This window comes from Yersinia nurmii (assembly GCF_001112925.1).
Taxonomy (GTDB): domain Bacteria; phylum Pseudomonadota; class Gammaproteobacteria; order Enterobacterales; family Enterobacteriaceae; genus Yersinia; species Yersinia nurmii.
In genome coordinates this window covers 44251-69208 of record NZ_CPYD01000003.1, presented here as the reverse complement: position 1 = coordinate 69208, position 24958 = coordinate 44251, and the positions used below count along the sequence as shown (strand labels likewise).

Sequence of the window (24958 nt, the reverse complement as noted above, 5' to 3'; positions counted from 1 at the left end):
TAAAACCTTGCCGGATGAACCTATTTCGTTTTAGGAATAATAATGTCTAACAAATATAACACCTGCAAAAAAAACAAACTGGCTTACGCCATAGCATCCTCCTATTCATTATTGGTTTTCAGCGCCATCAGCGCGTCTGATATTCATCATCAGCCTGCGTCGAATACTGTGAATCAACCGAATGATGCCGAAGTGATTACCGTCACCGCGCCGCAGCATTCACCATTAACCCTAGTGACATCGCCTAAAACGCCGCGCCAACCGGTTCCGGCCAGCGACGGTGCCGATTATCTGAAAACCATTCCCGGTTTTTCTCAGATTCGCAACGGCGGCACCAATGGTGATGTGGTATTTCGCGGGATGTTTGGTTCCCGCCTGAAGATTCTGACCGACGGTGCGGAGACGCTTGGCACCTGTCCATCGAGAATGGATGCGCCAACCTCTTATATTTCGCCAGAAAGCTACGATTTGCTGACCGTGGTAAAAGGGCCGCAGTCGGTACTGTGGGGCGCGGGTGCATCTGCGGGCACCGTGCTGTTTGAACGTGAGCGGCCACGCTTTGAACAAACCGGCGTGACCGGTAATGGCAGTCTGCTGGTGGGTTCCAACGGCCGTTGGGACAAAAATCTCGACGTGAGTTTAGGCGGCGAGCAGGGTTATTTGCGCATGATGGGTAATCAATCCCAGGCTGGCGATTATAAAGACGGCGTAGGCAATCGGGTGCCATCCCGCTGGGATAAATGGAATACCGATCTGGCCTTGGGCTGGACGCCGGATGAAGACACGCTGCTGGAAATGACTATGGGTAAAGGAGATGGTGAGGCACGGTACGCTGGACGCGGTATGGATGGTTCTCAGTTTAAACGAGAAAGCTTAGGGGTACGTTTTGAGAAAAATCATATTGGTGAGGTGCTGGATAAAATCGAAGCCAAAATCTATTACAACTACGTCAATCATGTGATGGATAACAGTACGTTACGCACGCCGCCGCATATGGCGATGTCCAGTAATTTGGATCGCCGCACCATCGGCGGGCGCATGATGGGAACCTGGCTCTGGCAGGATAGTAAACTGGAGGCCGGAGGCGATGTGCAAACCGACACTCATCGTAAAAACAATAAAACCCACTGGAGCAAAAACGCCAGTTTCACTCATTACGGCGTGTTTAGTGAATTGACTTGGGAAATGAATGAGCAGGATAAAGCGATCGCTGGTGCTCGCCTCGATCATCATGCAGTCACTAACTATAAACGCGCTGATGAGCCGGAGCGCACTGCCACGCTACCCGCCGGCTTTATCCGCTTTGAGCATAATCTGGCCGATTCGCCGGTGATGCTGTATGCGGGCATCGGTCATACCGAACGTTTCCCCGATTTCTGGGAGCTATTTTCACCGACCTTTGGGCCTACCGGTTCTGCCAGCGCTTTTGACGGTGTGAAAAGCGAAAAAACTACCCAGTTGGATATCGGCGGCCAGTATAGCGGTGAACAATTTAACGCCTGGGTTTCGGCCTACGCTGGGAAGGTTAATGATTTCATTCTGTTTAAATACGATCCTAAGAATCTGCGTATCAGTCAGGCAGACAACATCGACGCCACCATTATGGGCGGTGAGGCCGGGATGGCTTATGCCTTTAGTGACCGTTGGAAAACCGATGCCAGTCTGGCTTACGCCCGTGGGCAAAATAATACCGACGGCCGACCATTACCGCAGATTTCACCATTAGAAGCCCGATTAGGTCTGACTTATGAGAACGGTAACTGGAGCAGCACTGCGCTGTGGCGTTTGGTCAGTAGCCAGCACCGGGTCGCCATTAACGAAGGTAACGTGGTCGGGAAGGATTTTGCCAGCAGCGCCGGTTTTGGCGTACTTTCGGCCAACGTGGCCTATAAGTTTAACCCGAAGGTAAAAGTGAGTACTGGTATTGATAATTTGCTGAATAAGAATTACAGCGAGCATCTTAATTTGGCGGGTAATAGCGGCTTTGGCTATTCAGCTAATACCCCGGTGAATGAGCCTGGACGAACTATTTGGGCAAAGCTTAACGTCACTTTCTGATAGAAACGCTTAGATAACCAAGGGCGTGGCGGCTTGGTCGCTGTCACGCCTGCGGCTTATTTCGGCGGTAATACGGATTCGCGGGTTATCACCGTGGGGACGAAGCTCATCGCGGGTGTTTGTGGGTTAATCAACAAACGCGTGGCGTACTGAGCCATTTCGACAATGGGGAAATGCAGGCTGGTGAGCGCTGGCGAAACAAAAGGCGCTCGTTCGCCGCTGTCGTAACACAACAGAGAGATATCTTGCGGAACCTGCAAATGATGCTTGTTGATAGCCAGCAATGCGCCCAGAGCCATTTCTTCATTACAGCAATAAATCGCCGTCGGAGCTTGAGATTGTCGCAGCGCTTCATCCGCCCGCAGATAGCCGCTTTCCAGATCGTAAACCCCTTGCAGGCAGGCGACCGGCGTTAAGTCGGCTGCGGTCATCGCATCCAGAAAACCTTGTAGTCGTAATTGGCTAGATTGGCGTTCAGCGGAACCGCTGATGCAGGCGATTCGTTTATGTCCGGCGTCGATCAAAACCTGTGTGGCAATCTGGCTGGCGCGGCGATGATCAAAGATAACGCAGCGTTCTTCCAGACCAGGTACCAGTCTGTCCAGTAACACAAAAGGGCGTTGGGTGGCCGCCAATTGTCTGAGCCGCTCATCGCTGAGGAAGCGAACGTGCAGAATTAACCCATCGCAGCGTAAGTTAAACAGTCGTTGAATGGCTTGCCATTCTTTCTCGGCGTTGTCTCGCCCTTGGGTCACCAGTAATTGTTTTCCGTGAGATTCGGCTTCGGTTTGTACAAAATCCATCAACGCGCCAAAAAATCCACCGCGATAAGAGGTGGTGACTAACCCGAGAGTATTAGAGTGACTGGAGGCCAATGCGCGCGCCGCAGGATTGGGGGTATAACCCAATACGGCCACCGCTTGCTCGACTTTTTCGCGGGTCAGGGGTTTGACGTTGGTATCACCGTTGACCACGCGGGAAACCGTAGCTCGGGATACCCCGGCCAGTACCGCGACGTCTTCCAGTGTAACCATGTGCTGCTCCTGTTTTTCCAAACTTCAACCGCCAGCAAAACTGGCGGTTGAAAGCGGGGTGTTATCCCTTTACATCATTTAAACTGAGGTAGATAAGGCTTATTGGCCTCCAAAACCTCCTCTAATAGAGGCTGAGCGATACTGGCATTGGCAACCAGTGGGTTGGTAACCAGAGCCAGTAATGCGCTGTTACGATCGCCATGGACCGCAGCCTCGATCGTTAATCGCTCATAGGCTTTCACCTGCTGAATTAATCCATTCATTGAGTCGGGTAATTGACCAAATGTCAGCGGATGTGCGCCTTGAGCATCAACGATACAGTTAGTTTCTACCACAGCATCGTCTGCTAAACCGCGAATTGCACCACGGTTTGCAGTATTCACTACTAATTGCGTGCCCAGATTATTATAAATCGACCGAATTAGCTCTAGGGCAACTTCCGAATAGAAAGAACCGCCGCGGAAACTGAGTTGCTCCGGTTTGGTATCTAGCGCTGGATCGGCATAGAGTTCGAACAGCTCTTTCTCCACCTGCATCACCTGCTCGGCACGGGTGCCGCGCTCGGCTGCTGCCGCCACTTCTTCGGTCAGCATATCCTGCGTTTGGTAGAAATAACGGTGGTATGGGCAAGGAATTGCACCCATTGCTCGCAGGAATTCTGGTGGCCACGGTGCTTCTTTAATGTTGTTCATGGTCAGCGATGCGCCGTCGCACAGCATTTTCAGCACGTCGGCGGTCACATCTTTGCCCCGTTGCAGCACTTCATGCACCCAAACCATATGATTCAGTCCGGCAAAGCGCAGTTGAATATCTTCGTAGGGCGCGTGAAGCAGATTGGCGATCATGTGATGCATACTGATTGGTACATTACACAGGCCAATGATTTTTGCTTTGGTATAGCGAGAAACCGCTTCGGTGACGATGCCCGCCGGATTCGTGAAGTTAATGATCCAGGCATTGGGAGCCAAACGTTCCACCCGATGAGCGATGTCCATCATCACCGGAATGGTGCGCAGCGCTTTAGCAAAACCACCGACGCCAGTGGTTTCCTGCCCAATCAGGTTGTATTTCAATCCCAAACGTTCATCCGTGGCGCGAGCAGGGAGCTGGCCGACACGGAATTGGGTCAGAACAAAATCGGCATCGCGAATGGCGTCATCCAGTGAGAAGTGTACGCTGACCTTAACCTGCTCCAGGCCGTGGCGTGCCAGCATACGCTCGGTGAGTGCGGCGATGATTTCGACTTTTTGACGTCCCTGTTCGACGTCAACCAGTGCTAATTCTGTCACCGGTAACTCATTGATTCGTTGAATCAAACCGTCAACTAACTCCGGCGTATAACTGCTGCCGCCACCAATAATGGCGATTTTAAACTTTTTCACTGTTGGCCTCCAAACGGCTCTGGCGAGGGTAAAGTTCGATCACGTAGAGACTGAATCCCACATGACCAAGGCAATTGATAAATGTTATGGGTATCAACCAAAGCGATGAGCAATGTGTCGTTTCCTCGGTCTTACCTATTCATCGAGTTGTATCCGTTGCGCTCGCCGGTTTTTCGTCATTGATGTATCAGAGGACGCTATGAGGAGGTATTTGGCTAATTTCTATGGGTAGCTATTGTTTTCTACCGACAGATATTCCTCACTAAACATCCTGTCGCAATGTTTATTATCGCGTAACTCTGACTGGGTAAACTTAAAATGAGAGCGCTCTCATTTGTAGATGATTAACGATTAACCAAAATCAAAACGAGATGGAGCTCGCAAAAACGGCGGATGAAATAAAAATGGGTGGGCAAGGCGTGATCTGGCCTGCAAAACTATTCACTTATATTGGATTGATAAACGGCTTATTTCGGGCATTAACTGCAATTACACGAGTTTTTATCAGAAATGTCCGTTGTGTTAAGTAAATATTGGTAAATGGGTAGCGCTAAGGGGGACAGCTCTTTAGAATCAAGGCGCTTTTCCGTTGTTTGTCTCTAAGAGAAAGGAACCGTAATGTTTAAACGTACTTTAGTGACCTTCGCTACGCTGATCTCCCTGACTGCCATGGCTCCAGCCGCTTTTGCAGCCGCTGCTCCCCATGTATTGCTGACCACTTCGGCAGGGAATATTGAATTAGCGCTCGATAATCAGAAGGCACCGGTTTCCACCCAGAATTTTGTTAATTATGTTAATAGCGGATATTACAACAACACGGTTTTCCACCGTGTGATCCCAGGCTTTATGGTGCAGGGCGGTGGCTTTACTGCGGATTTGCAGCAAAAAGCGACCAATGCGCCAATCAAGAACGAAGCGGATAACGGCTTGCGTAATCTGCGCGGCACCATTTCTATGGCACGTACCGCCGATAAAGACAGCGCAACCAGCCAGTTCTTTCTGAACGTGGCGGACAATGCATTCCTCGATCATGGTCAACGTGATTTTGGTTATGCGGTATTTGGCAAAGTAGTAAAAGGCATGGATGTCGTCGATAAAATATCGCAGGTGCAAACGGAAAATATCGGGCCGTACCAAAACGTGCCGGTTAAACCTATTACTATCTTGTCAGCTAAAGTTTTACCTTAGTTCTCAAAACCCCGTTGCTGTAATAAATAGCTGCGGGGTTTTCTCTACTATCAGCGTTAATTCCACCCAATCATCCCTTTCTTAGCATTGAGTTAAGTGCGATCCTCACCGCTTTTTTAATCCTCATTATTGCCACATCTTTGTTGTATATTAACCTAACTTGGTTAGGGATAACGTTGGCCGGAATAGAATCCATATTGGGATAGCCCAGGAATCACCACAATGGTATCTGAGTCATTAGCCGAGCAGGGTTGTATGGATTATTTTCTGCGGTGACAAGGTAGTTAATTGACTATGAATCAGGATATTAAAGATCGTCGGCCAATACGTGCCAGAAATACAGCGTGGGCGACGACATTCGCCAGAATATTACAACAGCGTGGCGCAACGCCCAACGGCATTTCCCTCTTTAGCATTCTCTTTTCTGCATTGGCTGGATTCAGTTTCTTCTACGCTTTTCGTCAGGATTCAGCGCTGGTCAGCGGTCTGTTGCTTATCGTCGCGGCTTTGATGATTCAGGCTCGGTTAATCTGCAATTTATTAGACGGCATGGTCGCGGTAGAAGGCGGATTACGTAGTCCTGTGGGCGCGGTGTATAACGATTTACCGGATCGCATTTCGGATACTTTGATTTTAATTGGCGTGGGCTACGGTTTAACCGCTTTTACCGATGCGATAACGCTGAGCTGGGCCGCCGCTCTATTCGCCGCGATGACGGCCTATGTCCGCGTGTTGGGCGGTAGCTGCGGTTTAGATCAACAATTCAGTGGGCCAATGGCTAAACAACATCGTATGGCTCTGTTAACCCTTTGCACAGTGATTGCCGCCGTTGTACCTGCCTATAACCAATGGATTTTATATCTCTGCCTGTGGGTTATTGGCCTCGGCGCCATTGTTACCGCGATTTTACGTACTCGCGCGGTAATGAATGAACTCCAGCGGAAGGAATTGCCACCTAATGATTAAGTTTCCTTTTATTCTCAGTAGCAAAATGGTAGCGACCATTCTGGTGTCTTTATGCCGTTTGCTGACCGGAATTCGATCCCGCTGGCTTGCTCCGTTACCCGATAAACAGGTTAGAATTTACTATGCCAATCATTCCAGTCATTTAGATGGGCTGGTGATCTGGGCGAGCATGCCGCGCCATTTGCGCAGTCAGGTTCATCCAGTGGCAGCAGCGGATTATTGGTCGAAAACCCGCTTACGCCGTTATCTGGCGAAGTATGTTTTCCACGCGGTGCTGGTGGAGCGCCGTACGGTAGAAGGTCGTGCCGAAGCGCGCAAAAACCCGCTGACGCCGCTGCTAGAGACGCTGGAGCGCAATCAGTCGCTGATTTTATTCCCTGAAGGCACGCGCGGTGATGGAGAGAATATTCAAAGCTTTAAAAGTGGGGTTTATCACTTAGCTCGCCAATACCCGGACGTTGAATTGGTTCCCGTGTGGCTGGAAAACCTCAATCGCGTATTACCAAAAGGTTCCAAACTGGTGGTGCCTTTTATTTGCTCAGCGACCTTTGGCGTACCGGTTACAGGTTTGCAGGAGGGAGAAGATAAAGCGGCTTTTCTGGCGCGAATTAAAGCGGCACTAGAGGAAATGGCACCATGATGGCGTTTGATAATGAATTAAAATTGCTGCTGTGCGGTTTATTCGGTTTATTGGCGATCGCCAGTTTGATTGGTTTTATTCTTTCCCGCGTGAACGTTTCTCCTTCGGCACGTAGCACTATTTTAAACCTGAATGCCCGCATTCGAGCCTGGTGGTTGATGTGTATTATTTCCGTGCTGGCGATGGCGCTGGGCACTATTGGTTCTGTGGTATTATTTGCTCTGATGTCATTTTTTGCCCTGCGAGAATGCATCACTCTTACGCCAACCCGACGCGGCGATCATGAAGCGCTGTTTTGGTGTTTCTTCATTATGTTGCCGGTACAATATTTATTGGTAGGTATGGAAGCCTACGGGATATTTGCGGTATTTATTCCCGTTTACGCTTTTCTATTTATTCCAACCCGCATTGCTTTATCCGGTGATACCCAGCATTTCCTCGAGCGAACGGCAAAAATTCAGTGGAGCATGATGATTGCGGTTTACTGTATTAGCCATGCGCCAGCGCTGTTAATGTTGAATATTCCCGGCTATGAAAACCAAAATATCAAACTGCTGCTGTTTTTGATGATAGTGGTGCAGCTTTCTGACGTTCTGCAATATGTATTCGGTAAGTTATTTGGCAAACGTCCTATTGTGCCGAAATTAAGCCCGAATAAAACTGTGGAAGGTTTTATCGGCGGAATTCTCAGTGCCAGCCTGATTGGCGCCAGTTTATGGTGGGCGACGCCGTTTAGCTTCTGGCAGGCAGGATTAATCTCGTTGCTGATTACCTTATTGGGTTTTGCAGGCGGCTTGTGTATGTCGGCGATCAAACGAGATCGCGGAATTAAAGATTTCGGTGCCATGATTGAAGGGCACGGCGGCATGATGGATCGTATTGATTCTTTATGTTTTGCCGCCCCGGTGTTCTTCCATGTGGTACGGTATTTTTATAGCTAGATACCTGACTCGCAGGCGTGGGTCTGCGGTTTGGCAAACAGAGGATGTTACTGAGATTCGCGCCTATAATTTCGGCATAAATCTATCGTTTCAGAATAAAAAAGGTGAAGGCAAATGAGTGAGCAGCCGTTAGTCATTGCTAAAACTGGAGGCCGAACCGCTTCTGCAACCGGTGAGCTAGCGATTTTGCCTGCTCTGGCCAACCGGCATGGTTTGATCACCGGTGCTACAGGCACCGGTAAAACGGTGACATTGCAAAAAATGGCCGAGCAATTTTCCCACATTGGCGTACCGGTATTTTTAGCCGATGTGAAAGGCGATTTGTCCGGTATGGGTGCCGAAGGTGTGGGATCGGAAAAACTCTTGGCTCGTTTGGCCGCGATTGGCGTCAATGACTGGGAGCCGCAGGCTTGCCCGATTATTCCGTGGGATATCTTTGGTGAAAAAGGGCATCCGATTCGGGCAACGATTTCCGATCTTGGACCGTTGCTGCTAGGACGTTTGTTAGATCTGAACGATGTGCAAAGCGGCGTGCTGCAATTGGTATTTAAAATTGCCGATGACAGGGGTTTATTGCTGCTGGATATGAAAGATTTGCGCGCCGTGGTGCAGTTTGTGGGAGATAACGCCAAAGATTTCCGCACCCAGTATGGCAATATCTCTCCGGCTTCTGTTGGGGCGATTCAGCGCGGTTTATTGACCTTGGAGCAGCAGGGGGCGAACCAGTTCTTCGGTGAACCCATGCTGGATATTCAGGATTTAATGCGCGTAGATAGCAATGGGCAGGGGATTATCAACCTGCTGGCTGCGGATAAGCTAATTAACCAACCGAAACTCTATTCCATTTTCCTGCTGTGGTTGCTGGCGGAATTGTTTGAACAGTTGCCAGAAGTGGGTGATATAGAGAAACCGAAGCTGGTGTTCTTTTTTGACGAAGCTCATTTGCTGTTCAACGATGCGCCAACCGCGTTGCTAGACAAAATTGAACAGGTGGTGCGCTTAATTCGTTCAAAAGGCGTAGGCATTTACTTTGTTACGCAAAATCCGCTAGATATTCCCGATCAGATTCTCGGCCAGCTCGGTAATCGGGTGCAGCACGCTTTACGCGCTTTCACTCATCGCGATCAGAAAGCGGTAAAATCGGCAGCACAAACGATGCGAGCCAATCCAGCTTTTAGTGCGGAACAAGCCATAACCGAATTGGGCGTGGGTGAGGCTTTAGTCTCTTTTCTCGATGAAAAGGGACGACCAAACATCGTGGAGCGGGCGATGGTGATAGCGCCGCAATCGAAAATGGGCGCTTTAGATGATGCGGCTCGTAATCACGCGTTGAATCATTCACCGTTATATGGTCGTTATGAGGAAATGGTGGATCGGGAATCCGCCTATGAAAAATTGGCCGCAGACGGTTTTTCTACGGTTGGGCAGGCTGCCGAAGCGGGCAGAACAGCGACGTCATCGCCTAATGAACCGGCGGAAGCTGGCGGTGGGCTGATGGCTGGATTGAACGATTTACTGTTTGGTTCTACCGGCCCGCGCGGCGGCAAGCGTGATGGTATTGTTCAAACTGCGGCGAAAAGTATGGCGCGAGATTTGGGGCGGCAAATTTTGCGCGGCGTATTGGGTTCGATTACCGGCGGTCGTAAACGCTAGGTTTTGCGATAAACTCATCAACGAATGACGTGAAAATCAGTAAGATGGCAGGGTCATGAGTTAGGTTGGATTGAAATGCTATTACTGATTGATAACTACGATTCGTTTACTTACAACCTTTACCAGTATTTTTGCGAATTGGGTACAGAGGTGCTGGTAAAACGCAATGATGAACTACAACTCGATGATATAGAAGGGCTTTCTCCTTCCCATCTGGTGATTTCGCCCGGCCCTTGTACGCCAAACGAAGCCGGTATCTCGCTAGCGGCAATCAGCCATTTTGCCGGTAGAATGCCGATTCTAGGCGTGTGTTTGGGGCATCAGGCGCTGGGACAAGCTTTTGGTGCCAGTATCGTGAGAGCGCGTCAGGTTATGCACGGGAAAACCACGGCGATTAGCCATAATAACCAAGGTGTCTTCCGTGGGTTAAATCAGCCACTTACTGTGACTCGCTACCATTCTCTGGTTATCGCCCCAGAAACTCTGCCAGATTGCTTTGAAGTGACGGCGTGGACCGAGGGAAACGGTGCGATCGATGAAATTATGGGGATACGCCATCGCACGCTGCCGCTGGAAGGAGTGCAATTTCATCCGGAAAGCATCCTCAGCGAACAAGGTCATCAGCTACTAGATAATTTCCTTAAAAATTAATGCATTGCGATTGTTTTCGTGTTCGTCGCGTTTTTTATTTGCCTGTTTGTGATTTTTTATGCATATTTTGTGATTATATTTTCACTAATGGCGAGCGGTATCAGCGCGTATCATCAAGGCGGACAGCGGAATGACAGAAAAATCAGCGGTAAATCGGAGCACATTTGATCGAGTGATTCTACCGGTTTATGCACCAGCTCAGTTTATTCCCGTTAAAGGAAAAGGTAGTCGGGTTTGGGATCAGCAAGGCAATGAGTATATTGATTTTGCCGGCGGAATTGCGGTCACGGCTCTAGGACATTGCCATCCAGCGTTGGTTGCTGCGCTGCATCAGCAAGGGGAAACCTTGTGGCATACCAGCAACGTTTTCACCAATGAACCCGCATTACGCTTGGCTGAGAAGCTGATTGACGCTACTTTTGCCGATCGGGTGTTCTTTGCCAACTCCGGTGGCGAAGCCAATGAAGCCGCTTTCAAGCTGGCGCGCCACTACGCCATTAAGCGCCATAGTCCGTATAAAACCAAGATTATCGCTTTCCATAATGCTTTCCACGGACGCACGTTGTTCACCGTATCAGTCGGTGGGCAGCCTAAATATTCCGACGGTTTTGGCCCAAAACCAGCTGATATTATTCACTTGCCTTTCAACGATTTAGCCGCGGTTAAAGCGGTGATGGACGATCATACCTGTGCCGTAGTATTGGAGCCGATTCAGGGAGAAGGCGGCATCACTGCGGCAGATCCAGTATTCATGCAGGGGCTGCGTGAACTGTGCGATCGTCATCAGGCATTGTTGGTATTTGATGAGGTTCAAAGCGGCATGGGGCGCAGCGGCAAGTTGTTCACCTATATGCACTACGGCATTACGCCGGATATCCTGACCACAGCGAAGGCACTGGGTGGCGGTTTCCCAATTAGTGCAATGCTGACAACTGAGGAAATTGCATCGGTGATGACCGTTGGCACCCACGGTACGACTTACGGTGGTAATCCTTTGGCCTGTGCGGTGGCAGAAGCGGCGCTGGACGTGATTAATACCCCACAGGTGTTAGATGGCATCGCGCAGCGTCACGACCTGTTTGCGGAGGCATTAATGGCTATCGGGAAGCAATACGATCTGTTTACCGATATTCGCGGGATGGGATTACTGATCGGCGCTGAATTGAAGCCTCAGTATCATGGGAGGGCGCGTGATTTCCTGACCGCAGCAGCGGCTAACGGATTGATGATTTTAAACGCTGGGCCGAATGTGCTGCGTTTTGCGCCATCGTTAGTCATTGAATTAGAAGATATTGAGCAGGGTATGGCGCGATTTGCGCAGGCAGTTGCCGCAGTTCTAGAAGCTGAATAACGGCAAGTCGCCGCTTTGTTGCGTGGTCACCACAGAGGCAGAGGGAGAATGAATCAGCTTTGCGTTGGCCAACCGCAAGATGTGCATCTCCAAAAATTAGTCAGTGGCGTCCTGCAATCCGGACGCCTCATCAATCCGGAAATTTATTCCTCAGTTATGTTCCGCTAGTGTTTTTTAGACACTCAGCTATCCCGAAGCTTCCTGCTCAACCAAATGCCATGATGTGGTCGTTGTCGCCAGGCCAAAGACGAGATGGTGTGCATCACGCTTAGATGGGACAAAATGCGCCTGAGATGGCGTTCCATTTCGGTGATTGGCATATCCGGGTGCAGCTCTGGCGGACGCATAAAGCTATTTTCGCTGCTCGGCCCGTCGTATTCCAACCGCTGCTGACAGCTTTGCAACGCAATTTCACAGCGCTGTAAATAATCTTCCGCTAATTTCTCCGTCAGCATGTAATGATCCCGTGCCAGAATTGTCATTGCATTAATATGCTCGACGATAAACTGACTGTGAGTCACCCAGAGACGCATATCAGCCAGATAACGGGAGTTAAAGCCCGGCTCCTGCATTGCCTGATTAAGTGAAGTAAATACCGCGTTATGTGCTTGATTAACCTGCATGCGTTCATTTGCTAGCTCGCCAAGATTCGGTGCCTTTTTGAGTAACAACTGCAGGATATTTTGATCGCTCTCCAGTGCCTGATGGGCGTTTTTACGCAGCAGGCCGCTTTGCCACTGCGGCCACAGCCAGATGGTGCTACCAAAGGCCAGTGCACAGCCAATCAGAGTATCAATCAGGCGCGGAACCAGAAAATGCAGGCCATTCAGTGCCAGCAGTTGCAACGTATACACTGCGGTAATAGTCAGCCCAATTACCGCCAGACCGTAGTTTTTCCGCAGAACCAAATACGCGGCTAGCGTAATAAACAGCATAATCGCCAACGTGGCACCTTGAGGAAGCTGAAGTTGCAGCAGACCGGCGGCAATAACCAGTCCGACCAACGTTCCCAAGGCTCTGTGCTGAATTCTCACCCGCGTCGCGTTATAGCCATTCTGGGTGACCAACATCACGGTCAATAAAATCCAGTAGGGTTTAGGCAGATTAAATGCCATTCCCAAACTGCTGCCGACGGCCAGCGTAACGGCCAGACGGCCGGCATTACGCAGCGCGACGGATTTAAACGAAAGGTAACTGGCGAGCGCTGGCCAGAATGGCAGTCGGTGTTGGTCCGACATTAAATCTCGCCGATAGAGCGGCCGTTGGTTACGCAGCAAGCGCGCGATGCGACGGAAATGATAATAACAAAACTGGCCAACTGGATTATCGGGGTGCTGTCCGGCGATTTTTTCCAGCGCTGCCAGCTCGTTGGTCATGGTAAAACGCTGTAATTCGTGGCGATGATACAGAATATTATCAGCGACGACCCGCAAACGATGAGCAATGACCTGCGCATTACGCCGGATGACCGCTTCCGCATGGCTTTGTTCCACCAGTTTTTGTACTTCTTCCGGTTGGTGCAGGCTGACGGTAATGTGCTCCTGTAAGTCCAGCGCCACCTGAAACATTAATCGCAGCCGCTTTTGCTCGATTTTGTGAGCATGAGGCAGCATGTTAAGTTGCTGATAAAGCTGAGTTATCAAATCCATCACGCCCTGCTGGCGTTGTAGTAACGGCGGTAATGCGGTTTCCGGATCGATATGCTGAGTCAGTAAACTGTATTTGGCTTCTAAATAATCGGCTAACTGGCGATATAGCTGGCTCAGGGTTTCTCGCATCGGCTGTTCTTTCCACAGGCGGAACCACAGGCCGGTAAATAGCCCGTACCAAGCGGTGCCGACAATGAAAAGTAGCGGAGTGTGCCAAATTGGGAAGCGACCAATCATGCTCAGTGTGAATATCGCAGCGACTAACGCAGCGGGCAATAAACGGGCGTGCAGGGGGCTGATGGCTCCGTTAACGCCCAAAATGAGAGTCAGGCCAAACATAATCAGGGGGAGGGGAATATGCCACAGCAGGAATTGTTGAATCAGAAAACTGCTGAGGGCGAATAAAGTTCCGCCAACGACTAAGCGTTTGGTGAAGCGCTTATGCGGAGTATCCAGGCCAGCGATATTGCAACAGGCAGGGACTAAAGAAAATAACAAGCCAAGCTGCAAATTGCCGAGCAACAGACCGATCGCCACAGGCAAACACAGCACCAGCGTTTGCCGTAATGCATAGTTTACTTCTGGGTGGTAAATCAGCCGACGCCACATCAGGTCAATATCCGTCGTCTATCATATGCAGACAAAGAAAAAACCGGCGCCATGTTAAGCACAGGGAACCGGTTTTTTTAGGTAGTTAACGGGTGCCGTAAACGACAATCGTTTTACCATGCGCAGAGATCAGGTTTTGATCTTCGAGCATTTTCAGGATTCGACCTACGGTTTCGCGGGAGCAGCCAACAATCTGGCCAATTTCCTGGCGAGTAATCTTAATCTGCATCCCATCTGGGTGTGTCATGGCATCAGGCTGTTTTGCCAGATTAAGCAGCGTTTGCGCGATACGCCCGGTCACATCAAGGAAAGCAAGGTTGCCCACTTTCTCGGATGTAATTTGCAGGCGATTCGCCATCTGCGAAGACAGACGCATCAAGATATCTGGATTAACCTGAATCAGCTGACGGAATTTTTTGTAAGAAATTTCAGCCACTTCACAGGCGGTTTTTGCACGAACCCAAGCACTACGTTCTTGGCCTTCTTCAAATAATCCAAGCTCACCGATGAAATCCCCCTGGTTTAAATAGGAGAGAATCATTTCTTTACCTTCTTCATCTTTGATCAGAACCGCAACGGAACCTTTCACGATGTAGTAAAGCGTTTCGGCTTTTTCACCCTGGTGAATCAGCGTACTCTTCGATGGATACTTGTGAATATGGCAATGAGACAGGAACCATTCGAGAGTTGGGTCTGTTTGTGGCTTGCCGAGAACCATTCGCTGTTATCCTCTGTTGTTATCGCTGCCTAACTTAACAGGGCTCAGAGTTCCCCGTACGGCGTGTTTATAAAATACACTTTCTATTAGCATATTAATTTGCTCAACTACCGAAAGGTATAGCCAATATACATCTCAGATAGAGACCCTTCACTGAGTCTTGATCTCTACCCTTTTTATTCTAAGAAACATCTCTTCGGCTCTGTTTGTAGCACAGGATGAGGCCAGTGTCTTGTGTTGTATCGCTTCAGCATGATGAGGGTCGGGTTACATTGCCACTTTATGAATGAAAGAGTAGTCTGATTCGGAAAAACTAATAGGGAGTGACGGGTATGCAGGCACGAGTAAAATGGGTTGAAGGTCTGACTTTTTTGGGTGAATCCGCCTCTGGTCATCAGGTTTTAATGGATGGTAACGCCGGAGATAAAGCCCCAAGCCCGATGGAAATGTTACTGATGGCGGCCGGTGGCTGTAGCGCTATCGATGTGGTATCCATTTTGCAAAAAGGGCGCAACGACGTGCGCGACTGCGAAGTAAAATTGACCTCCGAGCGTCGGGAGGAAGCCCCCCGCCTGTTTACCTTGATTAACCTGCATTTTGTCGTCAGTGGTAAAGATTTGACCGAAAAAGTCGTCGAGCGAGCCGTTGAGCTTTCCGCCGAGAAGTACTGCTCGGTAGCCCTGATGTTGGGTAAGGTTGCAAAAATCACCCACAGCTTTGAAATTCGCTCTCTGACCTGACCATATTTATCAACGCCCGGCTTATTCACTCCGGGCGTTGTATTTCTGGGATTAATATCCGTACAGAATCGTTTGCATCACTACCTGTTTATCTGGAAACTGCTACTCAAAGACTCAAAGACTCAAAGACTCAAAGACTCAAAGACTCAAAGACTCAAAGACTCAAAGACTCAAAGACTCAAACATCTTAAACCGTTAAATCCCCTCGCTGTTCCCTTACTCACCGCTATTCATATATTTCAGTCACTCGCCGCGTTCCAATTTTTTGATTTCCTATCAGGCAGTATCGTATTTATTCCTATGCATTTTTAAGGTAAACACCGTCGTTTTCCAGACGCCTGATCGTTAGATAGTCATTGTGAATGGTTTCTGCGTCAGAATGAACCAGATAAATAGCGCCTGGCTGGCTGAAAACATCCTGAGTGACCCCAATAGCATCACCCTCTTCTACATAAAAATCAGCCAATGAAAAAGATGGTAAAGTAAGAAGTTCGGATAAAAAATCCTCCTGATGGAAGATACCTTTATGTCTATTAATTAGGCCAATATTGTAAGAGTAATTTTGTAGCTGGTATGACGGATGGCATTCGGTAAATGACAGAAACTGTGTTGGCGCGGTGATTGCCATAACCGTGGCACTAATTTGCCCCAATCCGGTGGTGCGTGCCGATATGGTAGGACGCAGAATTCCGTCCGTTCTGGCGGCGACCTCGACTAATTTAGGCCCCGACGTTGTTAACATCACTTCTGCATGGCTAGGACCATTGCGAATTCCTAATGACTCAATTACTTGGCGAGTGTAACTAACCAGCGCCTGATAATGCTCGAAGGATGAATCCAGAATTTCATCGATATCATAAAGAATACGTCCTGAAGCAAGGCGAAGTTTAGTGTAACGGACAACTTCAGTTACCAGCGGTCTGCCCATCAGTGAAACCATATTGACCACGTATTCTACGCCGTCGAGATATTCCTGTATTAACACCTGCTGATTAACAGCATTTAATTTGTTGTAGTTGCCAATTATTTGAACAAATGCGTCTTCAGCCTCTGCCAGAGAATGGCAAATGAATACGCTGTCAGAGCCAGCGCTGGCCAACGGCTTTAGTACGACGGGGTAGCCGTTATGAGATTTAATCCAGCGCTCGGCAGCTGGCCATTCGCTGGCCGTGGTTTGTCGTGCGGCAGCTAAACCGGCATGGGTAATGGTTTCAATCATGGCATATTTGTTTCTGCGGGCTTCGCTATGGTTATAGTCATTGGCAAAGGGCAAACCAAAGCGGTGATTTAGTTCGTCGCAGAGCAAAACGCCACTTTCAGCTCCAGCAATGATGTAATCGGGGGCGAATAGCGCAACATCTTGGCTGGTATCGGATACGTTTTGATGGGTGAGTAATGACGAATAGATCGAATAATCAAACCCATAATAGTAGTAATCATGTAAATCAGCGCTAGACGAAATGTGTAATAGCAAGCAACCCGCATCAAATAGTTCCTTCGCCAGAAATTTTCCGGAAGAAAAACCATCAACAATGACGACTTTAATCATGTTTAACTCCATGTTATCGAGTGGTCTTTAATTTATAAACGGACAAAAACAGCAACATTGCCAATATGAACCCTAATGAAAAAATACTACTTGATGAAATCAGAATACGTTCGTCGAGGTACTGTAATAGCAATGTGAAAATAGGCAGTGTTAATAAAACTAGCGACACCTGAATGGGCGTCAAATAGAATATGGTTCTTTGAATAAGATAAACAGGAAGAATATGCCCTACGATAATAAGCATAGAGATAGGTACTACGTGATATTTATCGATTAGTAATAAATGTCTATTGTTGCTTAAATAAATAATGGCGATTAGTAATATAATGATATTCCTTACCGTTAGGATCTCATGGGTGTGCCAGCCATACAGAAACATCTTCTTTGACACTGTGGTATATAGAACCGTACCAATAGCGCAAAGACTCACGCTGGTAATGCCGATCAAGCGCTGAGCCGGAGAGGTGGTTGTTAACCCACTGCTACCGGTAAATGAATTGAAAAGCATAATAAAAACGGTAATTAGAACCAAGTACGAGATTGTGTACTCAATTTTCTCTATTGGATCATTCTCTTTTAGCCAGTGGGAGAGAAGATAGGATGAGAAAATAATTGTTAGCGCTGGCCCGCAGGCGACGGAAACAATGCCGACAACAGCCGGTTCGAGAAAACGAAGCGCATAGAATAACCCACCCCAATTTAATATGACGGCTATATTAACCAAAAAGACCAGATCCACATTGGATTTTATCTTTATATAAAGCGAAGGCAGACCTCGATAACAAGAAATAGCAAAAAACAGTACGCTGGATGAGATAAAACAGTAGAACACCAATGTCATAGTGTTAATAGACTGGGTAATATAGGCAACATAGACATCAAATGCTGCGCTAATTAAGCAGAATACTAGGCCGATAATGATACCTATAAATGATTTTGACACGAAGATAATCCTTTATGGCTCAATTACGGTGACTTTATTTTGTTCAATAGAAATCTTTATCGTACTGTTAACCATGAGTCCGGTTTTATTCATTACATTATTCCTTCCATTTTGCTGAATCTTTTCGACCGCGCAAAAAATACCGGAAACCTCTGCACCACAAGACCTGATTGATTCAACCAAGGAAATTGCAGTTCCTCCGGTGCTAAGCGTATCGTCGATAATCGTGACTCTATCGCCCTCGCAAACACCATTGAGGTATAAGGAGCCTTCAAAGTATTCCGAACTTAGGTTTACCCGGTGTTGGTTAACCTCATTCAGGCTATAGGGATACCAGCGTGCAATGGCCAGCGGAATTCCAGTAAAAAGCGAGATGGCGGTGGCTAAAGGGGCACCTTTATCTTCTTCAGTCACAATTTTATCTACTGAGAGATCCATTTTCCTAATGATGGAGTAAGCCACTTCAATTAAGGCTTCGGGGCGCAGAGCCGGAATTTGATCGGTAAATTCGTTTACCGTAGTCAAATGATTTCCGGAAGAAACCACTCTGGCGTTCCGATAGATTTCTTTGAGTAACATGACTTATACCTCTATTTATATGGTGTATCGGAAGTGTTTTAATTTATAAAGATAGTTATGCGGATAATTAATTTTTACTCTATGTATTCAGGATAAACTCCATCCCAGCGGCTTTTATATTTCCATGCACTGTCGAAAAATATGGTCACAATGTTCTTATTTCTAACTCTTTTAAGTAAATCTTCACATATAACCAGATTGGCTCCGCCGGTTGGTCCAATATAGAGTCTTTCATTTTCGTTATATTCTTTCATTTTATCCCAAGACCGTTTCCCGTTGACGGTGACAATCTCATCTATTAATTCGATGTCGGTATTACCCGATACAAATCCAGAGCCCAACCCCATCAGATTGTGGTTTCGATGCGTAAAATCCAGCGAGTGGCGTATTGCATATAGAGGCGCTGAATTTTCTACCTCAATAGCTATGGTTTGAAGTGATACAAAATCAGATTTTAGAATGCGGGCAATACCTGAAAACGTACCGCCGGTTCCTATGGAGCAAACAAAGTAATCGGGAATAATTCCTTTTTCTTTTAGTTCGTTGCTGATTTCATTTCCGCATTGATACCAGGCCGATTTATTCAGAAGTGAGCTAGACTGATCGATAAAAAACGAGCCTTTTTGATTATTTTTAACGAATAAATTGGCGCTATCGGTGGCGCCGGATAAAAATGCCTCTTTAGGTGTTTCTATAATGGTTGCGCCGAAACTTAAAATTTGATTTTTTCTTTCCTGAGTCATACCTTCCGGCATAAATATCACTGCCTTGTAGCCTTTCTTCTGGGCTATCCAGGCTAATGACGCACCGCCATTTCCGGTGGAGCAATCGACTAATGTCATTCCTTTAGTAATTCTATTATTACTTTCTAATTCATTTATTATATGAATGAATGTTCTATCTTTATGGCTGCCGGTCGGATTGTTATATTCACATTTTGAAAATACGCGGTTCCCATTTCTTCTTAATCTATTGATCTCTATCAGTGCTGTATGGCCAATATCCGCTATTTCCATTTATATATTCCTTCAGTTTGTCCGGCATGGCTTATTGGATATGAAACAGGAATGGGCGAATAAAAACTAGCACTGTTTTATTTTAAATAAAAGTGATTAATTTGTTGGTGTGTTTAATTATGATTTTGTTTATTATTTTTATATGGATTATTAATTGATAAGAGTCGACTATCAAATGATAGCCGCCTTAATTTATTAGAGATTACCTATTGATTGGCAGTGCCGGAATCAGCCGATTTTCTTTCCTTCCAATAATTGTTGTACTAAAGGAGCCATAATTAACTCCATTGCCAGCCCCATTTTTCCGCCGGGAACAACCAATGTATTGATATTGGAAATGAATGAGCCTTGCAGCATCGCCAGAAGATAAGGGAAATCAATTTGATCCAGCCCGCGGAAATGGATCACCACAAAACTTTCATCCAAAGACGGAATAGCTTTGGCTGCAAAAGGATTGGATGTATCTACGGTTGGCACCCGCTGGAAGTTGATATGAGTTCGGGAAAACTGAGGTGTGATGTAATTAATATAATCATCCATCGAACGTACCACGGAATCCATCACCGCTTCTCGTGAATGGCCGCGCTCACCGGTATCCCGAACCAGTTTCTGTATCCATTCAAGGTTCACTATAGGGACAACGCCAACCAACAGATCTACATGTTTAGCTACATCATGGTGTTCGGTGACTACGCCGCCGTGTAAACCTTCGTAGAATAAAACGTCGGTGGGTTCTGGCAGTGGCTCCCAAGGCGTGAAAGTTCCTGGCACCTGATTGTAGGGAACGGCTTCATCATAAGTATGCAGATACTTGCGTGAACGTCCTCGGCCGTGCTCGGCATATTCAGATACGCTTTGCTCCAGTAAACCGAAATCATTCGCCTCAGGCCCAAAATAGCTAATGTGGCGGCCAAGATCCCGTGCTTTGCGGATCGCTGCATCCATTTCCGGGCGCGTGTAACGGTGGAAACTGTCCCCTTCGATTTGGGCTGCTCGTATGTTTAGCTGTTGAAATATCTTACGAAAAGCTAGGCTTGTCGTTGTGGTTCCTGCGCCGCTTGAGCCTGTTACTGCAATCACCGGATGTTTGGCTGACATAGGGGTTCTGCTCCGTAGGGTGCTGAGTTATTGTTTTATTTTTCAAAGGATTATTATGATTTTATCTGCCAGTAATGAGCTGGGGATAATGGCCGAAGAAAAATAGCTGATAGTTACTTTTAGGGCAAAGCGGCGGTTTTGTCATCTTGTTTCACTGTGACATCACGTTGGACACCACAGTGACATTGCAGCGTTAGTGACGGATTATTCTTGCTCTTCTGAGCCGGCGCGAAATAGCGCTTTAGGCATAATATTGATGGTTTCATGCAGTTCCGACCACACCAATACGGCTTCGCCGCTGACTAACTGGCGGCGTACGTCGGCCACTTTTTGTTCCAACGATCGTTCCTGTTCGCCATAGTCGGTTCCTTCGCGTAGTACGAAAGCTTCGATCAAATTTTCCAGCGTAGCGCTGTCTATTTGTTGCCATGGAATAATCATTCTTGCTCCAGATAAGGGGATAGCCAGGCCGGAATACGCTGTTCCAGCCACATTTTCGGTTGCTTTATCGAGCCGCCGACAAAACCGACGTGGCCGCCGTGTTTCGTCAACTGATATTCAATATTTGACGGTAATGCCGTTTGATCGGGAATAACGTCTGACGTCATAAAAGGATCGTCTTGAGCGTGAATAATCAGCAGCGGCGTGCGGATCTGCGGTAATAAAGGCAAGGCGCTACAGCGGCGATAATAATCCAGCGCATCGTTAAAACCGTGTATTCGGGCGGTGATGACGTCATCAAAATCGCGTATCCGGCGTAAGTTTTTTAGCTGGGATAAATCCAGCGGTAAGCTGCCGGGATAGCTTAATAATTTACGGGTCGCGTTAAGTTTGAGTTGATCGAGCAAATAACGTTGATAGAGCCGTGAGAATCCCTGTTCCAGACGGTAGGCACAAGGTTCCAGCATAAGTGGGGCGGAAACCACGACCGCAGCTTCCAACAGGCTATTTTCCCCCTGTTGCGCCAAATAGCAGGCTAGCATATTGCCGCCCAAAGAGACGCCGACGGCGGAGGTTGGCACCTGACCATAGCTTTCCCTTAACCATCGCAGGAAAAAGCGAGCATCTTCCGTTTCGCCGGAATGATAAATACGGGATTTACGATTAGGTTCTCCGCTACAGCCGCGAAAATGCATGACTACGCCGAGCCAGCCCTGCTCCCGACAGGCATGCAGCAGGCCGTGAGCATAAGGGCTGTAGAAGCTGCCTTCCAGACCGTGGAACAGGACGACTCTGGGTTTTTCTCTGGCGAGTTCTGGATCTTCGCTCCAGGCGAGATCGACAAAATCTCCATCGGGCAAGTTTAGGCGCTGCCAAAACGGCTGGAGACGGATTCGACGCCGGATCAGGCGGGGTAACAGAGTCTGTAAATGTGGGTTACTGGCACCGGCTAGCGGGCGAAAGATCTCATACATAAGATGAATTTAAATCATGCTATTGCTCTTGTATGATCAATATCACACTGTTAGCTTCAATGATATATCGCATCTATTTCAAGGGTGAGAGGCACCCGTTTCATGGAGCTAAGTTTATTTCTTTCGATGTTGGGTTTTCTTTGGGTTGCCGCAATCACGCCTGGTCCGAATAATATGTTGTTGACTGCTTCTGGCGCTAACTTTGGCTTTACTCGCTCCATTTGGCTGATGTTGGGCATTATGTTGGGAATGCAAAGCGTACTGTTGTTCGTGGCATTCGGCGTGGGCAGCCTGATTTTGATTTACCCTTCGCTGCATCTGGCATTGAAAGTTCTGGGTAGCCTCTATTTACTGTGGTTGGCATGGAAAGTCGCCACTTCTGCCTATCAAAAACTCGAAACTGACGTTGTGCCGCCTAAACCGATGCGCTGGTATCAAGGCTGGCTGCTACAATTTCTTAATCCAAAAGCTTGGTTGATGGGATTAGGCTCGGTTGCCAGCTTTAGTCTGGCCGGTGCCGCCTATAATCATTCCATCGTGATGATTAGCTTGGGTATGTTTTTGGTCAATTTGGTGTGCGGTATCGTCTGGTTGGGCTTCGGTAGTGTGATCGGTCAAATGCTGCGTAGCCGCCGCGCTTGGTTTACCTTTAATGTCTCGATGGGAATATTGACGGCGGCCTGTGTACTCCTGATCTGGCATTAATCACATCAATACTTTGCTGCTATAGGATATCGGTTTGAGCGATTTTAACTATTTTCACGTAGATGCTTTTGTCGGAGAGGGTCTGCTGGGTAATCCGGCCGGTGTCTGCCTGCTAAAACGTCGGTTAACAACAGAGCAAATGCAAGCCATTGCTGCGGAATTGCATTTACCTGAGACCAGTTTTATTTGGGATGATGGGGATCAAACTGCGATTCGTTGGTTTACGCCAACGCGGGAAGTGGATTTGTGCGGACACGGCACGCTGGCAGCGGCACATGTGATGTTCAGCCATGTCAATCCGGCCTTGAGTGACATTGTCTTTCGTTCTGCCAGCGGTGAGCTTTATGTGAAGCGCGAAGCCGAAGATTTCGAACTGTTATCCTTAAATTTCCCTTCTTTGCCGCCGCAAGCTATTGCTACGCCAGACACTTTAACTAAGCTGCTGGACGTGGAAATTCAGCTGGTGTTGCAGGCAAAATCACTATTAGTGGTATTGGCGTCGGAACAGCAGGTACGTGATTTGCAACCTGATATTGGCGAACTGATCGAAAAAATGGGTCGTGGTGTGATCGTTACCGCCCCCGGCGATGAAGTAGATTTCGTTTCGCGCTTCTTTACGTTGGGTGGAAATGAAGATCCGGTGACCGGCTCGGCACACTGTACTTTGATGCCATATTGGGCTGCGCGTTTAGGTAAACATACTCTCCATGCTCGCCAGATATCGCATCGGGGAGGCGAGTTGTTCTGTACCTTGAAAGGCGATCGCACGGTGATTGCCGGTTATGCCAAGATATTTTTGCAAGGTGAGATTGTGTTGTAATTAAATACCTCGGGTTTTATTCGCTGACGCAGACTCATGGGTTATTTCCCTCAGGGTCTGTGCCAGCGAGACTCACCTCTGTTCCCCTTATTGGCTCGACCTCAATTCTGCTATTTCATTATTCACTAAAAGAATAAAAAATATTTTTTTATTCTTTTATGTTGCTGTCTCTCTTGGGTACAACTGTTGATACCGAGCGTTTTTGCGCTCCTGCCGCAGTGATGTCACTGAATGGCAACTTGACCCAAGTGGAGCAAACCATGGCGTTCAAACCTGTCTCTTTGAGCTTGCTGGTGTTGTCGCTGGCAACGACTGCTGCCCACGCGGTGGATGTTACCGTGGCTTACCAGACTGCTGCCGAACCAGCGAAAGTGGCGCAGGCTGAAAACAGCTTTGCCAAACTCTCCGGAGCCAAGGTTGATTGGCGTAAATTTGACAGTGGCTCCAGCGTCGTGCGCGCTCTGGCTTCTGGCGACGTACAAATTGGCAATTTGGGTTCCAGCCCATTGGCCGTTGCCGCCAGTCAGCAGGTTCCCATTGAAGTGTTTCTACTGGCTTCTCAACTCGGTAGTTCCGAAGCTTTAGTGGTGAAAAAAGACATCAAGACGCCGCAGGATCTGATCGGCAAACGCATTGCGGTTCCCTTTATCTCTACAACGCATTACAGCCTGTTGGCGGCGTTAAAGCATTGGGGAATAAAGCCCGACCAAGTCACTATCCTGAATTTACAGCCGCCGGCCATCGCGGCGGCGTGGCAGCGCGGAGATATTGATGGCGCTTATGTTTGGGCGCCTACGGTAAACGAATTAGCGAAAACAGGCCAAGTGTTGACCGATTCAGCTGAAGTAGGTCGCTGGGGGGCGCCAACGTTGGATGTATGGGTGGTGAGAAAAGATTTCGCGAAGGCGCATCCTGAAGTCGTGACCGCCTTTGCCCGTAGCGCGTTGGATGCACAGCAGGCTTATTTGTCTCAACCGAACCAATGGCTGACAAATGCGCAAAATCTACAGCAGCTTTCCCGTTTGAGTGGAGTGCCGGAAGTTCAAATTCCCGAATTAGTGAAGGGAAATACCTATTTACCGGTCGCCGATCAAATTACCCAACTGGGAAAACCCGTGGATAAGGCGATTGCCGATACTGCCGCCTTCCTGAACGCGCAGGGGAAAATTCCGCAGGTTGCTGAAGATTACAGCGATTACGTTACCGACCGCTTTGTTAAAGCGGTACAAGCTGCGCCGCAGCCTTAGGAGCAC

General features: G+C 48.0%; 23 protein-coding genes. 12 read left to right on the top strand and 11 right to left on the bottom strand.

Annotated elements, in window-relative coordinates; genetic code table 11:
* Window positions 1-42 precede the first annotated feature (42 nt).
* Window positions 43-2058: a TonB-dependent copper receptor gene (locus AD970_RS05145; RefSeq protein WP_049597253.1), complete on the top strand. Its 2016-nt coding sequence runs from the start codon at window positions 43-45 to the stop codon at window positions 2056-2058.
* Window positions 2059-2114: 56 nt separating this feature from the next.
* Here AD970_RS05145 and AD970_RS05140 read toward each other — a convergent pair whose 3' ends face one another.
* Complete coding sequence (locus AD970_RS05140; protein ID WP_049597252.1) at window positions 2115-3092, bottom strand: LacI family DNA-binding transcriptional regulator; 978 nt, start codon at window positions 3090-3092, stop codon at window positions 2115-2117.
* A gap of 74 nt (window positions 3093-3166) precedes the next feature.
* Window positions 3167-4474 (bottom strand): 6-phospho-beta-glucosidase, encoded by a 1308-nt coding sequence (locus tag AD970_RS05135; protein WP_049597251.1) that lies wholly within the window; start codon window positions 4472-4474, stop codon window positions 3167-3169.
* A 618-nt stretch (window positions 4475-5092) separates the two neighbouring features.
* Between AD970_RS05135 and ppiA the strand changes: the two genes are divergently transcribed.
* The 7 genes from ppiA to argD all read left to right on the top strand — a co-directional run bounded on the left by ppiA (window position 5093) and on the right by argD (window position 11864).
* A complete protein-coding gene (gene ppiA / locus AD970_RS05130) occupies window positions 5093-5662 on the top strand; it encodes a peptidylprolyl isomerase A (protein ID WP_049597250.1) in 570 nt (189 codons plus the stop codon).
* A gap of 294 nt (window positions 5663-5956) precedes the next feature.
* The gene (locus tag AD970_RS05125; RefSeq protein ID WP_049597249.1) at window positions 5957-6628 is read left to right on the top strand and encodes a CDP-alcohol phosphatidyltransferase family protein; all 672 of its coding nucleotides are present in this window, start codon (window positions 5957-5959) and stop codon (window positions 6626-6628) included.
* Window positions 6621-7268 (top strand): lysophospholipid acyltransferase family protein, encoded by a 648-nt coding sequence (locus AD970_RS05120; protein ID WP_049597248.1) that lies wholly within the window; start codon window positions 6621-6623, stop codon window positions 7266-7268. The genes AD970_RS05125 and AD970_RS05120 overlap by 8 nt, the downstream gene beginning before the upstream one ends.
* Window positions 7265-8209, top strand: coding sequence for a phosphatidate cytidylyltransferase (locus AD970_RS05115; protein ID WP_049597247.1), 945 nt, complete (start codon window positions 7265-7267; stop codon window positions 8207-8209). The genes AD970_RS05120 and AD970_RS05115 overlap by 4 nt, the downstream gene beginning before the upstream one ends.
* Window positions 8210-8323: 114 nt before the next feature.
* Complete coding sequence (locus AD970_RS05110; RefSeq protein ID WP_049597246.1) at window positions 8324-9862, top strand: helicase HerA-like C-terminal domain-containing protein; 1539 nt, start codon at window positions 8324-8326, stop codon at window positions 9860-9862.
* Window positions 9863-9937: 75 nt separating this feature from the next.
* Window positions 9938-10513, top strand: coding sequence for an aminodeoxychorismate synthase component II (locus tag AD970_RS05105; protein ID WP_049597245.1), 576 nt, complete (start codon window positions 9938-9940; stop codon window positions 10511-10513).
* Between the two features lie 130 nt (window positions 10514-10643).
* Window positions 10644-11864, top strand: a complete 1221-nt coding sequence (argD, locus tag AD970_RS05100) for a bifunctional acetylornithine/succinyldiaminopimelate transaminase (RefSeq protein ID WP_049597244.1) — start codon at window positions 10644-10646, stop codon at window positions 11862-11864.
* Between the two features lie 182 nt (window positions 11865-12046).
* Here the strand turns inward: argD and AD970_RS05095 are convergent, their stop codons facing one another.
* Both AD970_RS05095 and crp read right to left on the bottom strand, forming a co-directional pair.
* Entirely contained in the window at window positions 12047-14122 is a 2076-nt protein-coding gene (locus AD970_RS05095) for a YccS/YhfK family putative transporter (protein WP_049597243.1), read from the bottom strand.
* Window positions 14123-14207: 85 nt separating this feature from the next.
* Window positions 14208-14840: a cAMP-activated global transcriptional regulator CRP gene (gene crp, locus AD970_RS05090; RefSeq protein WP_002212297.1), complete on the bottom strand. Its 633-nt coding sequence runs from the start codon at window positions 14838-14840 to the stop codon at window positions 14208-14210.
* Window positions 14841-15172: 332 nt separating this feature from the next.
* Between crp and AD970_RS05085 the strand changes: the two genes are divergently transcribed.
* Window positions 15173-15580 (top strand): OsmC family protein, encoded by a 408-nt coding sequence (locus AD970_RS05085; RefSeq protein WP_049597242.1) that lies wholly within the window; start codon window positions 15173-15175, stop codon window positions 15578-15580.
* Window positions 15581-15878: 298 nt separating this feature from the next.
* Here AD970_RS05085 and AD970_RS05080 read toward each other — a convergent pair whose 3' ends face one another.
* The 7 genes from AD970_RS05080 to AD970_RS05050 form a co-directional block, all read right to left on the bottom strand.
* Window positions 15879-17129 carry an ATP-grasp domain-containing protein gene (locus AD970_RS05080; RefSeq protein ID WP_049597241.1) on the bottom strand — a complete coding sequence of 417 codons (1251 nt, stop codon included), beginning with the start codon at window positions 17127-17129 and terminating at the stop codon, window positions 15879-15881.
* 13 nt (window positions 17130-17142) lie between these two features.
* Window positions 17143-18072 carry an EamA family transporter gene (locus AD970_RS05075; protein ID WP_049597240.1) on the bottom strand — a complete coding sequence of 310 codons (930 nt, stop codon included), beginning with the start codon at window positions 18070-18072 and terminating at the stop codon, window positions 17143-17145.
* A gap of 12 nt (window positions 18073-18084) precedes the next feature.
* On the bottom strand, window positions 18085-18651 hold the full coding sequence (locus AD970_RS05070; RefSeq protein WP_049597239.1) for a phosphoribosyltransferase family protein: 567 nt from the start codon (window positions 18649-18651) through the stop codon (window positions 18085-18087).
* Window positions 18652-18725: 74 nt separating this feature from the next.
* On the bottom strand, window positions 18726-19667 hold the full coding sequence (locus AD970_RS05065; protein WP_049597238.1) for a cysteine synthase family protein: 942 nt from the start codon (window positions 19665-19667) through the stop codon (window positions 18726-18728).
* A gap of 228 nt (window positions 19668-19895) precedes the next feature.
* Window positions 19896-20765 carry a phosphoribulokinase gene (locus tag AD970_RS05060; RefSeq protein ID WP_049597237.1) on the bottom strand — a complete coding sequence of 290 codons (870 nt, stop codon included), beginning with the start codon at window positions 20763-20765 and terminating at the stop codon, window positions 19896-19898.
* 204 nt (window positions 20766-20969) lie between these two features.
* Window positions 20970-21206: a YheU family protein gene (locus AD970_RS05055; RefSeq protein WP_049597236.1), complete on the bottom strand. Its 237-nt coding sequence runs from the start codon at window positions 21204-21206 to the stop codon at window positions 20970-20972.
* Entirely contained in the window at window positions 21203-22180 is a 978-nt protein-coding gene (locus AD970_RS05050) for a hydrolase (protein WP_049597235.1), read from the bottom strand. Before AD970_RS05050 ends, AD970_RS05055 begins: the two co-directional genes overlap by 4 nt.
* Window positions 22181-22282: 102 nt before the next feature.
* On the opposite strand from AD970_RS05050, the gene AD970_RS05045 reads away from it, so the two are divergent.
* From AD970_RS05045 to tauA, 3 genes are all read left to right on the top strand, one after another.
* Window positions 22283-22885, top strand: a complete 603-nt coding sequence (locus AD970_RS05045; protein ID WP_049597234.1) for a LysE family translocator — start codon at window positions 22283-22285, stop codon at window positions 22883-22885.
* A gap of 34 nt (window positions 22886-22919) precedes the next feature.
* Entirely contained in the window at window positions 22920-23705 is a 786-nt protein-coding gene (locus tag AD970_RS05040) for a PhzF family phenazine biosynthesis protein (RefSeq protein ID WP_049597233.1), read from the top strand.
* Window positions 23706-23965: 260 nt separating this feature from the next.
* Window positions 23966-24952, top strand: coding sequence for a taurine ABC transporter substrate-binding protein (tauA, locus tag AD970_RS05035; protein WP_049597458.1), 987 nt, complete (start codon window positions 23966-23968; stop codon window positions 24950-24952).
* Window positions 24953-24958 lie beyond the last annotated feature (6 nt).